Annotated in this window: 10 protein-coding genes; 8 read left to right on the forward strand and 2 right to left on the reverse strand. The window is 44.5% G+C overall.

What is annotated here, in order from left to right; genetic code table 11:
* The 3 genes from A1D16_RS05560 to A1D16_RS05570 all read left to right on the forward strand — a co-directional run.
* Window positions 1–995: UDP-N-acetylglucosamine 1-carboxyvinyltransferase (locus A1D16_RS05560; protein WP_290708291.1), on the forward strand; the 995-nt coding region annotated here is incomplete at its 5' end.
* Window positions 995–1,597, forward strand: a complete 603-nt coding sequence (gmk, locus tag A1D16_RS05565) for a guanylate kinase (RefSeq protein WP_290708292.1) — start codon at window positions 995–997, stop codon at window positions 1,595–1,597. The genes A1D16_RS05560 and gmk, both read left to right, overlap by 1 nt.
* A 26-nt stretch (window positions 1,598–1,623) precedes the next feature.
* On the forward strand, window positions 1,624–2,907 hold the full coding sequence (locus tag A1D16_RS05570; RefSeq protein ID WP_290708293.1) for a hemolysin family protein: 1,284 nt from the start codon (window positions 1,624–1,626) through the stop codon (window positions 2,905–2,907).
* 11 nt (window positions 2,908–2,918) lie between these two features.
* Here the strand turns inward: A1D16_RS05570 and A1D16_RS05575 are convergent, their stop codons facing one another.
* Complete coding sequence (locus A1D16_RS05575) at window positions 2,919–3,743, reverse strand: phosphatase PAP2 family protein (RefSeq protein ID WP_290708294.1); 825 nt, start codon at window positions 3,741–3,743, stop codon at window positions 2,919–2,921.
* Window positions 3,744–3,838: 95 nt separating this feature from the next.
* Entirely contained in the window at window positions 3,839–4,840 is a 1,002-nt protein-coding gene (gene recA / locus A1D16_RS05580; RefSeq protein WP_290708296.1) for a recombinase RecA, read from the reverse strand.
* 213 nt (window positions 4,841–5,053) lie between these two features.
* On the opposite strand from recA, the gene A1D16_RS05585 reads away from it, so the two are divergent.
* From A1D16_RS05585 to A1D16_RS05605, 5 genes are all read left to right on the forward strand, one after another.
* On the forward strand, window positions 5,054–5,518 hold the full coding sequence (locus tag A1D16_RS05585; protein ID WP_290708297.1) for a DUF4920 domain-containing protein: 465 nt from the start codon (window positions 5,054–5,056) through the stop codon (window positions 5,516–5,518).
* A gap of 96 nt (window positions 5,519–5,614) precedes the next feature.
* Window positions 5,615–6,196: a 1-acyl-sn-glycerol-3-phosphate acyltransferase gene (locus tag A1D16_RS05590; RefSeq protein WP_290708298.1), complete on the forward strand. Its 582-nt coding sequence runs from the start codon at window positions 5,615–5,617 to the stop codon at window positions 6,194–6,196.
* 108 nt (window positions 6,197–6,304) lie between these two features.
* Window positions 6,305–7,174, forward strand: a complete 870-nt coding sequence (locus A1D16_RS05595; RefSeq protein ID WP_290708299.1) for an OmpA family protein — start codon at window positions 6,305–6,307, stop codon at window positions 7,172–7,174.
* A 324-nt stretch (window positions 7,175–7,498) separates the two neighbouring features.
* A complete protein-coding gene (locus A1D16_RS05600) occupies window positions 7,499–10,222 on the forward strand; it encodes a sialate O-acetylesterase (RefSeq protein WP_290708300.1) in 2,724 nt (907 codons plus the stop codon).
* A gap of 12 nt (window positions 10,223–10,234) precedes the next feature.
* Window positions 10,235–12,466, forward strand: coding sequence for a T9SS type A sorting domain-containing protein (locus tag A1D16_RS05605; protein ID WP_290708301.1), 2,232 nt, complete (start codon window positions 10,235–10,237; stop codon window positions 12,464–12,466).
* Window positions 12,467–12,672: the final 206 nt, after the last annotated feature.

The following is a 12,672-nucleotide window of genomic DNA, read 5'->3' on the forward strand; positions in this document are numbered from 1 at the left end:
GTCCTCTACTGGCCCGTTTCAAAAAAGCATTTATTCCCAAACCGGGCGGCGACAAAATCGGCAGAAGAAGGCTGGATACTCATATCATTGGTTTTGAAAAACTGGGCGCCCGTTTTGACTACCACCCGGAAGATGGATTTTTTCACCTGGATGCATCCCAACTGAAAGGTTGTTATATGTTGTTGGATGAGCCTTCTGTAACCGGAACTGCCAATATTGTGATGGCGGCAGTTATGGCAAAGGGTACCACCACAATTTACAATGCAGCCTGCGAGCCTTATTTGCAGCAACTGTGTAAAATGCTCAATAGAATGGGCGCTAAAATAAGTGGAATAGGCAGTAACCTGCTTATGATTGAAGGGGTTGATTACCTTGGCGGAACCAGTCACCGTATGCTGCCTGATATGATTGAAGTAGGCTCCTTTATTGGGTTGGCTGCGATGACACAAAGCCGCTTGGAGATTAAGGGGGCCGGCATCGAACACCTCGGGATTATTCCCGAAAAATTCCGTCAATTAGGCATCCAGCTTGAATTTGAAGGAGATAATATAATCATACCATCGCAGGATGTGTACGAAATTCAATCCTTCCTGGACGGATCCGTACTTACCATCTCTGATCATCCCTGGCCAGGCTTTACGCCCGACCTCCTGAGTATTGTACTGGTAGTAGCAACCCAAGCCAGAGGGTCTGTTCTTATACACCAGAAAATGTTTGAAAGCCGCTTGTTTTTCGTGGATAAACTGATTGATATGGGCGCCCAGATTATTTTATGTGACCCGCACCGGGCTGCCGTAATCGGGCTTGGGCGAGATCAAAAATTAAGAGGCATTACCATGAGCAGCCCGGATATCCGGGCGGGTGTATCTCTGCTGATTGCAGCCCTGAGTGCTGAAGGCAAAAGTATTATTCAGAATATTGAACAGATAGACAGGGGATACCAATATATAGATCAACGACTCATAGCGCTGGGGGCTGATATCAAAAGGATCTGATGAAGTACACCAATAAAAAAATTATTATTATAACGGCTCCATCCGGTGCCGGCAAAACTTCGATAACCCGCTATCTGTTACAGAAGTATCCCCAACTTGCTTTTTCGATTTCAGCAGCCACGCGGCAACCAAGAGGTACAGAGCAGAACGGAAAGGATTATTATTTTATGACCGTAGAGGAATTCAAAAACCATATCCGGCATAATGATTTCATGGAATGGGAAATGGTGTATGAAGGCAAATATTACGGTACCCTTAAAACTGAAATGGAAAGAATCTGGGCGGCCAAACAGGTGCCTATGCTGGATATAGATGTAAAAGGAGCTATCCATATTCAACAACAATATCCACATAATACACTTTCCTTATTTATTGAACCGCCCAGTGTTGAAGAACTTAAAAACAGGTTACAAAGCAGGGGTACTGAAACGGCTGAAAGTTTACAGGCAAGGGTAAATAAAGCGTCGTACGAAATTGGTTTTAAACATCATTTTAACCATGTAATCGTAAACGATGAACTGGAAAAAGCCTGTCGGGAAGCAGAACAGCTAATACTTGATTTTTTAGCCCGTGAAGACGATATTACGGTGGATAAAGGATGAGAAAACTATGCTTATATTCGTAGTATATGACAGATCTGAATTATAATACGATCGGCCTTATTCTTTTCTTCCTGCTACTTGCCGGGGTTTTTGTTGGCATTGAAGCAGCTTTTGGAAGCATTAACCGGCTTTCTGTTGAACTAAGAAAAAAGCAGGGAAGAACCGGCGGAACGCTGATCAGTAATTTTTTGGATCAGCCATCGCTTTTTATCGGAGTAGTACTGATCCTGTTTAATATTTGCCTGGTAGCTTATGGATTGATGATAGGCCAGGCACTGGAACCAGTTTCCCTATGGATGGAAAGAACCCTTCCTTCCGGCGCAGCTGATTTTATAGAATTACTACTGGAGGTAGTATTGGCTTCATTTATTTTTTTATTCTTTGGCGAATTTCTTCCAAGAGCCATCTGGCGCTCTAAAAATGAATGGATATTAAATTCCGGGGTGGCGTCTTTTGCCAATATTTGCTACCAGATTTTTCACCCTGTAGCCAATATGTTTGTGAGTATTTCACAGGGAATTCTGAAATATTTCTTCAATGTTAGGGTGGATGAAAAAAAGGAAAGTTTTTTCCGCGCAGATCTTGATACTCATTTTCAACAATCCAGCTATGAGAATGAAGGAGACGCACAGGATTTGAATGCCAGCCTTATCGAAAACGCGCTCTCCCTGCCAACGGTAAGAGTACGGCAATGCCTTATACCCCGAAAAGAAATTGAAGGCATTGAAATCAACAGCTCTGTTGAAAAAGCACTGGAGCGATTTATAGAAACCAAGCTCAGTAAGCTGGTGGTGTATGAAGGCAATATTGATCATATCGTAGGTTATATCCATCAGCTCGATATGTTTGAAGAACCTTCCAGCATTGCCACGGTGTTACTGCCTATACCGGCAGTACCGGAAAGCATGAATGCAACCGACCTGATTAACAAATTCACCAAGGAGCGAAAAAGTATGGCCTGGGTGGTGGATGAGTTTGGAGGCACGTCCGGTATTGTAACGATGGAGGACCTGCTGGAAGAAATTTTCGGAGAAATCCAGGACGAGCACGATACCGAGGAGCTGGAAGAGAAAAAACTGAACGACCGGGAATTTATCTTTTCCGGGCGACTTGAGCTCGACTACCTGCATGAAAAATATGACCTTGATTTTTCCAAAGAGGAAGCGGAAACTTTATCTGGTTTTATTATTCAACACCACGAAACCATTCCAAAAATTAAAGACAGGATCATTATTGATCATTTTGAATTTGAAATTCTCTCTGTAAGCCATACCCGGATTGAGATGGTTCGGCTGAAGGTATTAAAGTAAGCTTTACCTGTTTAAAAATTTAGCTGGCGCAAGCCTTGCTTTTTTGTCTTTGCCTCTTCTATTTTATACAATGTTTTGGTAACAAAATGTCCCATGGCCGCCCCTACCAGTACATCGCTGGCCCAATGCCGGTTGTCATAAATTCTTGATAGTCCGGTTAAACCGGCAATGCCGTAAGCCAGCGGAGGCACCCATTTCTTATGGCGATATTGTAAAGAAATAGCTGTGGCTACCGTAAATATGGTGTTGGCATGGCCGGATGGAAAAGAAGTCCATTCTCTTCCTCCCTGGAACATGCTATTCACTTCAAAGGGATTATCTGTAAATGCCGGCCGGCGCCGACGTACGACCTGTTTGGAGGCTGCATAAAAAACGGTGGAGAAAACGAGCGACTTTGCAGTGATCAGCGATACATGTTCCATCTTCCGATCTTTGCTGATAACGCCGGTCAAGTACATGGCTGCAATAATATAAGGGGGATACTTATTGCCAAATGGCTCTACAATATTGGCGGTATTATCAAACAAGCCCGATCGGTTTCTTTGCACTATTTGTTTAATGCTCCGGTCGGCCACCATCAGGGCTCCGGCACTGGCCACCACCAGCCCTACTGTTTTCCAGTCTTTTTTGGTATAACGCGCTGGTGCGGAAGCCAGTAAGGGGAAATCGGAAAAAAAGCTGTTGATATACCTCCTGTTAATCCGGTAATAACCGGGTTGGTCGGAGCCTGCACTGTCTAAAGCCGTTTGCCCCGGTTTTTTCAATAAACTATCTGCCTGGGAAAAGGCCGCCCCATACATCAATACTAAAAGAAAAATGAAAAAGCATTGCTTCATAAGCGTCATTCTGCAAAATAGGCAATCGTAAGGCAGGAACAAAAAAGGCCGGTTTCCAAAGAAGGAAGCCGGCCGTATTACAGGTAAATACGTGATTAACCTGCTTGCATTTCTGCAATTTTTTCCCTTATTTTTTTCTCGATTTCCGCCTGCAATTCAGGGTTATCCCGCAGTAACTGCTTCACAGAATCCCTTCCTTGTCCCAGTTTATCCGTATTGTAACTAAACCAGCTGCCGCTTTTCTGAACAATACCCAGGTCTACGCCCATATCTATTATTTCGCCTACTTTGGAAATGCCTTCTCCAAAAATGATATCGAATTCGGCTGCACGGAAAGGAGGCGCTACTTTATTCTTTACCACTTTTACTTTTACGCGGTTTCCTACTGCTTCGTCGCCGTCTTTAATCTGGCTCATTCTACGGATATCCAACCTTACTGAGGCATAAAACTTCAATGCATTACCACCCGTTGTGGTTTCAGGATTTCCAAACATTACACCTATTTTCTCCCGTAGCTGGTTAATGAAAATACAGATCGTATTGGTTTTATTAATGGTAGCCGTTAACTTCCTAAGCGCCTGGCTCATAAGACGGGCCTGAAGCCCCATTTTACTGTCTCCCATTTCTCCTTCCAACTCTCCTTTTGGTACGAGGGCTGCCACCGAGTCAATCACCACTACATCTAATGCTCCGGAGAGAATCAACCGATCTGCTATCTCTAAAGCCTGTTCTCCATAATCGGGTTGGGAAATCAATAAATTATCCACATCTACCCCCAGCCTCCTGGCATAAGAGCTATCAAACGCATGTTCGGCATCTATTATAGCACACATCCCGCCCTTTTTTTGCGCTTCGGCAATGGCATGAATGGCAACCGTGGTTTTACCCGAAGATTCCGGGCCATAAATTTCAATAATCCGGCCTCTGGGAAAGCCCCCGATTCCTAAAGCCACATCAAGCCCAAGGGAACCGCTTGATACCACTTCCTGCGGTTCAGTTGACCGCTCATTCATCATCATCACCGAACCTTTCCCAAAATCTTTATCGATTTTATCCATGGTCAGCTTAAGCGCCTTCAATTTTTCTGCATTTGACATATAGCGGGTGTTTTTTTAGTACAGGTCAAAAAATTTCTTGGGCAAAGATAGGCAGAATAACTAACCAACACTAATTATTTTAGCAATATTTCACTAAAAATTTTACCGTTCAATCACCCTTGACCTTTTATGGTTTTTTTCACATATGTCCTTTTTTTCAAACAAGCAGGATAGCACTTGAATTGTATCTTTGCCATCACCAATTTTATTAACATGAGAATCCTAACCTTAGCAATCGGTATTTTTGCCCTGGCTGTATCTGCCAATGCACAGACACCTACTCCGGCAGCAAAAGGAACTACCTACGGTGCCGCCACCAGTGCAGAAGGTGCTATCCCTGTAAATGAACTTCCTTCCAAAATGAACGGCACCAACTATTCCGGGAAAATAACCGGTAAAGTGGTGGAAGTATGCCAGGAGAAAGGCTGTTGGATGAAGCTGGAAAAGGAAAATGGCGAAAACCTGATGGTAAAGTTCAAGGATTATGGTTTTTTTATGCCAAAAGATATCCAGGGTAAAGAAGTGATCCTGGAAGGAGAAGCAATTGTAAAAGAAGTGTCGGTAAAGCAGCAGAAGCACTATGCTAAAGATGCCGGAAAACCTTCCGAAGAAATTGAAAAAATAAAAGCACCCAAAAAAGAAGTACAATTTGTGGCAAAAGGGGTGCTGGTTTTATAATGTACCAGGTTTTTAATTCATGGAGGCCGTCTTTTAAGATGGTCTCTTTCATTTTATCCCTTACCCAACAATAGGGTACAAACCTATACCAAGCGTATGTTGGCAAACTATTTCTGGCGTTGCTGGTGGAAACTGAACAACTGGAAGCTGGAAGGCAGCTGGCCACCGGAACTGACCAGGGCAATTATTATTGTAGGCCCGCATACAAGTGCCTGGGATGTTGTAACCGGCATGGCTGCCCGTTCTGTAATTCCTATCCGTTACGCCCACTATCTTGGCAAAAAGGAATTATTCAAGGGTGCTTGGGGCTGGTTTTTTAAAGCAACAGGCGGGGTACCCGTTGACCGGTTCAGCAAAAACAACCTGGTAGACCAGGTTGTGGAGCAGTTTGCACAGCGCAAAAATTTCGTACTGGCACTATCCCCCGAGGGTACCCGAAAAAAAGTAGACCGCCTCAAAACAGGTTTCTGGCATATTGCCAAGCTTGCAGGGGTACCCATTGTAATGGCTGGCATGGATTTTTCTAGTAAAACACTGAAACTGTCAAAACCCTTTTATCCAGGCGCAAAACCGGCGGATGATTTACCCCGGATTATTGATTTCTTTGCACCGGTCAAGGGCCGATACCCCGAATTGGGCATGCAGGATTTGAAGGACAGCTGGGTTAATACACATTAATAATCCATTGCATACATTCAAGTGTTGTTAAAAGTCCCCGAATTGAGGCAGAAAACTTGATAGTTAGGCGTACATTTATGCGAAATTTTAACTAAAAACTATAACCAAATGAAAGTTTCTTACTTAGTACTTGTAGCTTTCACATCAGTTTCCATGGTTTCCTGTGTAAGCTCCAAAAAATTCAAAGCTGAACAGGCTCGTTATGCAGAATTGAGTGATAAGCACAATCAATTGCAAAATGATCTGAAAGGCTGCGAAGACGCTAAAGCGGAAGAAGCTCGTAAAAGGGCCGGATTAGAGTCAGAGATTGCCAACCTGAACAAGCAAATGGAGTTTTTGAAAGAGAACAACACAACTGCACTGAAACAATTGCAGGATCTGTCTGTCATCTCTTCAGCACAGGCAGAAAGCATCAAAAAATCAATGGATAACCTGGGTCTGAAAGACGCTTATATCCAGGACCTGCAATCACAGATGGCCAAAAAAGATTCTTTGAATATGGCGCTGGTAATGAACCTGAAAGGGGCTATTGGCAATATGGAAGATGAAGACATTAACATCAAAGTTGATAAAGGCGTAGTGTATGTTGATATTTCTGACAAGCTCCTGTTCAAAAGCGGAAGCTATGCAATCACTACCAGAGCGGAAGAAGTACTGGGTAAAGTTGCCCTGGTATTAAAAAACCAGCCTGATATCGAATTTATGGTGGAAGGTCATACCGACAATAATGAAGTACGCGGTAATATCGGTATCATTAAAGATAACTGGGACCTCAGTGTAATGCGCGCTACCAGCGTAGTAAAAGTACTCCAGAAAAAATATGGCCTGGATCCGGCTAAGATGGCTGCTGCCGGTCGTGGAGAATACAAACCTGTTGCTGACAATGCTACAGCCGCCGGAAAAGCTGCTAACCGCCGCACCCGGATCGTAATTCTTCCTCAACTGGATCAATTCTACAAACTCCTGGAAAAGAAATAAGTTTTTTTCTGAATAGTAAAAAGAGGCGGTTCATCCGCCTCTTTTTAGTTTATGGATTTAACGGTAACCAATAAACGCAGAAAATAATACCCTAAACAGGGTACTTATTCAACAAACCCTAACGTAAAAACACTTGATTTTTGCAGATCAGGGCAAAACCATTAAAAAAAATAAAATTCCAAATTACTTGTCTTTAAAATTGATTTAACTTTATAGCACTACACGATCTGACCAGCCTGCAATCCTACCTTATTAATACCTACTTATCTCCGATTATTAGCACGGCCTTCTAAACGCATTCTTAACCGTAGAAATTATTTTGGCATGAAACCCCATCATCGCCCCTGGCAAGCTATGTCAACTGTAGTGGCATGTTTGTTATGCTGTATCTTATCTGTAACTGAGCTGGCAGCACAGATAACGACCTTCCCCCTGGACAATCAGCTATACCCCCGTGACCTAAGTACCAATCTTGCAACGGTACGTGTTGCAGGAACCGTTTCCCAAACCACTAACTACCGTCGCATGCGGCTGTATGTGTACAGGGATGGTAATTGGATCAGAACCCTAACCTTCGATCTGAGTTTTAGCAATGGCAACGCCAATTACAATTTTGATGTGCAGATTCCGGCGGAGCGTAATAACTACCGGTTCTCCCTTTACGGTGTTTCTGTCTGGTCCGAATCGCATCTACGTACGGTTAATAATGTGGTGGCAGGTGATGCCTATATCATCCAGGGGCAATCCAATGCTGTGGCTAACCTCCGTGGAGCCACCAATACCGCTAATAATGCAGACGATCCCAGCAATGCACCCTTCCGGAATTTTGTTCGGGTATACGGTAGTGGCAGTACCAGTATGGCCTATACGAAAGCCTGGTTTGTTGGAAAAGGAAATGTCTGGTACGATGTAGATGGCCAGGTTGGCCAATGGGGTATGCGGCTTGGCTCTAACCTTGTTGGAGCAACCAATGTTCCGGTAGCCCTTATTAATGGAGCTATGCCGGGCGAAGCGCTCAGTTATTTCCAGCGAAACGATGCCAGCCCCCGTTCCTCTTCCACCAATTATGGTAGATTATTGCGCCGCTTAGAAGAAGCAGGGCTTAAAAATAATGTCCGCGCATTGTTCTGGTACCAGGGAGAATCCGATAACCAGGGACTTCTAAGCAGTACCCAGCTAAGTACCCAGCAATATAAAAATGGTTTTGCTAATTTGTACAGCGACTGGAAAGAAGATTATCCGGGACTTAACCGGTTCTACATTGTGCAGATACGCCATGGCTGCGGTATTATTTCTCCCGACAATACAATACAAATACAGGAAGCACAGCGCCAGTTAGATAAAGAATCAGGCGAAATTCTTACGATTTCAAGTTCAAACACTACCCAGTTGTACGAAAGCAACGGACTCGAATTTTGTCATTATAATTTTGTGAACGGATACAAAAATATCGGCGACTGGCTGACCGCTGTAATCCGGCGCGATTTATTTGGGAACCTTATGCCGGCTGCCATTGAAGCACCAGAACCACAGGCAGCCAGTTTCAGCGCATATAACAGCGCAGGGGCTGCTACACAGGTAGCAATTACACTAAAAGATCAGCAAAGCAACTTCACTCTCAATGGTAATATCAGTAACGATTTTAAACTGGAGGGAGGAAGTTACACCATTACCAGTGTCAGCCTTACGAACGCCACTATCTACATAAATTTTTCCAGGAACTCCGGCACCTCCTCTAACCCTACTGCGGTAACTTACAGAAGTCACCAGGGCGATGCTGCACCTATTATTACCAATAACCAGGGACTGGGTTTAATTTATTTTGGGAATTTCCCCATTTCAGCAGGAACTCCGCCACCGCCCACCGGAACTATATGTGCTGATTCCTATGAGCCCAATAATAGTATCAGTGCCGGCAAAACACTGCCGCATAATACCAGTATTCAGGCCTCAATTGGCAGCGCTTCAGACGAAGATTGGTTTAATATCAGGATCTGGAGTTTCCGGTACTTCCGGGTTCGTATGAGCAATTTACCGGCCGACTACGACATGTACCTATATTCCACTACCGGAGAGCTGATCCGTTCCGTAACCAATACAGGCACCGGAGAGGAGGCCATTATTTATAATGACGGACTGGCGGATGCCAATTACCGGCTTAAGGTTGTAGGTAAAAATGGAGCAACTGATCCATCACGCTGTTACTCTTTATTATTGGAAGCCTTCTCCAGCCCATTGGCCAACCCAACCCCTCCTCCTACCACTACTACGGGCACCACTGATCCCACACCGGTATCAGACCCCGGAACTATTCAGCTCCCAGACCCGACAACCCCGGCCTGCCCGGATATCTATGAACCCAACAATGATATCAACGCAGCCAAAACCCTGGCACATAATACCAACCAGTCTGCCTCTATTGCCAATAGTTCAGACGAAGACTGGTTCAGTTTCAGAACCTGGAACTTCCCGTATTTCAAACTTAGTGTATGGAACCTGGCAGCAGACTACGACCTTTACCTCTATGATGTAAATGGCGTAGAGTTAGCCCGCTCGGCAAACAGCGGAACAACCGCAGAAGTGATCAATTATAACGATGGTCCGGCCAATACGAATTACAGAATAAAAGTTATCAGTAAATCCGGGGAGGTAGTTCCTTCCGTATGTTATCAGATCAGAGCGGAAGCATTTTCAAGTCCGCTTGCTGCAGGCTCACCCGCCTATGTAGCATCCAATAACCTGCGTGAAATCGGAACAGCCCGGGAAGCAATGGAAATTCCAGCCCTGCAAATAACCGGCATTCACCTGTATCCAAATCCTGCCAGCAATTATATCACCATTGAATACCAGGCACTTACTTCGTCAAAAACTGAGTTCAGCCTGGTTGATATGGCGGGTCGTACCTGGCAGGTAAGGCAGGAGAATTTACCGGCAGGTGCTATTCAATACAGAATGCCCTTAAACAGACTTCCTCAAGGTAATTATGTGTTAAAAATTAAGCATGGACAAATGATAATAAACCGTAAATTGTCGATTGTTAACCAGTAAACCTTAGGAGTCATGAAATTCAGCAGTCCGCCCTTCCTCCGCCATTGGCGGGGGCCAGCACTTTGTGTGCTATTCGTTATTGTGGTACAAGCTACCCTTGCACAGATCAGTCAATATCCGCAAAACAGGCAACTCTATCCAAGAAACCAGAAAAACAATAAGGCAACTATACCAATTGCCGGTACTATTGATAAAAGCAGTGGTTATTCTATGCTATTACTCAAAAAGTACCGGAATAATGAATTGGTTAGCCAGCGTTCCGTACTGCTGGTGTACAGAAACAACCAGGCAAGCTTTAAACTCAATGAAGAAATTAAAGCGGAACTGGCAAATTACCGTTTTGACCTATATGGTGTAAAAGGCCTATCTCAAACCCTCCTGCAATCAGCCGACCAGGTTGTTGCGGGCGATGCCTTTATAATCCAGGGGCAATCTAACGCTGTTGCCAACCTTCGGGGAAACTGGACGCCGGAAAACGATGCCAATTCAGCTACCAATGCACCCAACCGGGAATTTGTACGGGTATACGGAAGTGGAAGCAGCTCTTACAGTTTTACCAAAGAATGGTTTATTGGAGATGGCAATGTTTGGTTCGAAAACAATGGCAATACCGGTCAGTGGGGAATGCGTATGGCTTCGAATATTGCTGGCGCTATGAAAATTCCGGTGGCCATTTTTAATGGAGCAGACCCAGGTCAGCCTATTCAGTTTTTCCAACGCAATGATGGAAATCCGGCATCCCTGACTACCAATTATGGAAGACTTTTTAGCCGTATTAAAGAAGCAGGATTTGAAAAAGATATCCAGGCTGTGCTATGGCACCAGGGAGAATCGGATGCGGTAGGTGTTTTGAGTGGCACGCAGCTAAGCACGGAACAATACAAACAGGCCTTTCTTGAACTCTATGCCGACTGGAAAAAAGACTTCCCCGGCCTGCAGCAGATTTACCTGTTCCAGATCCGCTTTGGCTGCGGTATGGAATCCGCTGATGGAGCCCTACAAATACAGGAAGCACAGCGCCAGCTCGACACCGCCCGCAAAGATATTTCCGTTATGTCTACCGGCGCTACCGCCCAGTTATTCGATGGCGGAAGCATTAATTACTGTCATTTTAATTTTCCGAATGGTTATGGATCATTTGGCGATTGGATCACTGAACTCATTAAAAAAGATGTGTATGATGTAAAAAATTTACCTAGTTCTATTTATGCACCAGCTCCTCTAAAAGCAAATTTTACCGCGGTTGAAAATTCACAGGCTACCCAGCTAACCTTAACCCTGCAGGATGCTGCAAGCGGGTATGAAGCCCTGGGAGACCTTACCAGTGAATTCCGGTTAGAAGGCGGTGATTTTGAGATTACCTCTCTCGTGATAAATGACTATAAAGTGGTCATGGATTTTATCCGTAACCCGGGCACCACCAATGACCCTACGGGTTTGAGCTTTATCGGGCACGATAATACATCCGCCCCAATGCTGGTCAATAACAAAGGAATTGGCCTCCTGTATTTTAATAATCTACCCATTGGTGCCCTGGAAGATCCGGGTTCGGCTCCCTGTACCGATCCATATGAACGCCTGTTCAGCCTGCTTGGCACGGAATTGAAAATGAAATCAACCATCAAAGCGCTGATTTCAAACCAGCTGGATACTGATCGTTTCTACTTCTATGCTAAAAACAATAAAAAAGGATTGAAACTTGATTTGATCAACCTGCCCGCTGACTATGATATCTACCTCTACGATTCAAGAGGAAAGCTGGTAGGAAGCAGTACCAACGACGGCCAGGCGGATGAACGTATTGAGCTGGATGAAACAAAGAAAAAAGAACGTTATACCATTCTTGTAGCGGGCAAAAGAGGCGCCTTTAATGGCAAAAGCTGCTACACGCTTAAACTGAATTACAAGAAAGAGAATGCCAAGGAGGAAGAGGAGAACGGCAGCAGTGCAGCCATTGCAAGTGAAAGAGAGGCAACCCTATCAATTCAGCCGGTATTCCGTTTATATCCAAACCCGGTACAGGATCGTCTTCAAATCAGCTGGCCCGCACAAAAAGCCGGTACAGCAGAAATTAGGATAATTGATCTGAACGGACGGCAGGTGAAAGGCGAACGAATGGCCATTCAACCCGGCAGCAACCTCTTACAAATGCAGGTAGGCGGCCTAACCCCGGGTGTTTACCTGATCCAGGTTCAACAAGGAGATCAACTGGTAACGAAGAAACTTACCATTGCCAACCGGTAATTTTATAGGCTTAGTCAAAAACGCCGCAGTAAAAACAATTACTGCGGCGTTTTTTATTTAATTATCCATCTCAAGTGATCGGATCAGACCTTCCAATGACCGCAAGTGTTTACCAAAAGCTTTATTAAACATCCATTTAGCAAATAGGTAACTCAAAGGCACCAGTACAATAACCGTAACAGGCAAGGCGTAGACAAATACCGGAC

Origin of the sequence: Flavihumibacter sp. CACIAM 22H1, assembly GCF_001601815.1 — a bacterium.
Lineage (GTDB): Bacteria > Bacteroidota > Bacteroidia > Chitinophagales > Chitinophagaceae > Flavihumibacter.

Coding starts and splice junctions, on each gene's coding strand:
- gmk (WP_290708292.1), top strand. CDS start 995: ATGAAGTACACCAATAAAAAAATTATTATTATAACGGCTCCATCCGGT.
- A1D16_RS05570 (WP_290708293.1), top strand. CDS start 1,624: ATGACAGATCTGAATTATAATACGATCGGCCTTATTCTTTTCTTCCTG.
- A1D16_RS05575 (WP_290708294.1), bottom strand. CDS start 3,743: ATGAAGCAATGCTTTTTCATTTTTCTTTTAGTATTGATGTATGGGGCG.
- recA (WP_290708296.1), bottom strand. CDS start 4,840: ATGTCAAATGCAGAAAAATTGAAGGCGCTTAAGCTGACCATGGATAAA.
- A1D16_RS05585 (WP_290708297.1), top strand. CDS start 5,054: ATGAGAATCCTAACCTTAGCAATCGGTATTTTTGCCCTGGCTGTATCT.
- A1D16_RS05590 (WP_290708298.1), top strand. CDS start 5,615: ATGTTGGCAAACTATTTCTGGCGTTGCTGGTGGAAACTGAACAACTGG.
- A1D16_RS05595 (WP_290708299.1), top strand. CDS start 6,305: ATGAAAGTTTCTTACTTAGTACTTGTAGCTTTCACATCAGTTTCCATG.
- A1D16_RS05600 (WP_290708300.1), top strand. CDS start 7,499: ATGAAACCCCATCATCGCCCCTGGCAAGCTATGTCAACTGTAGTGGCA.
- A1D16_RS05605 (WP_290708301.1), top strand. CDS start 10,235: ATGAAATTCAGCAGTCCGCCCTTCCTCCGCCATTGGCGGGGGCCAGCA.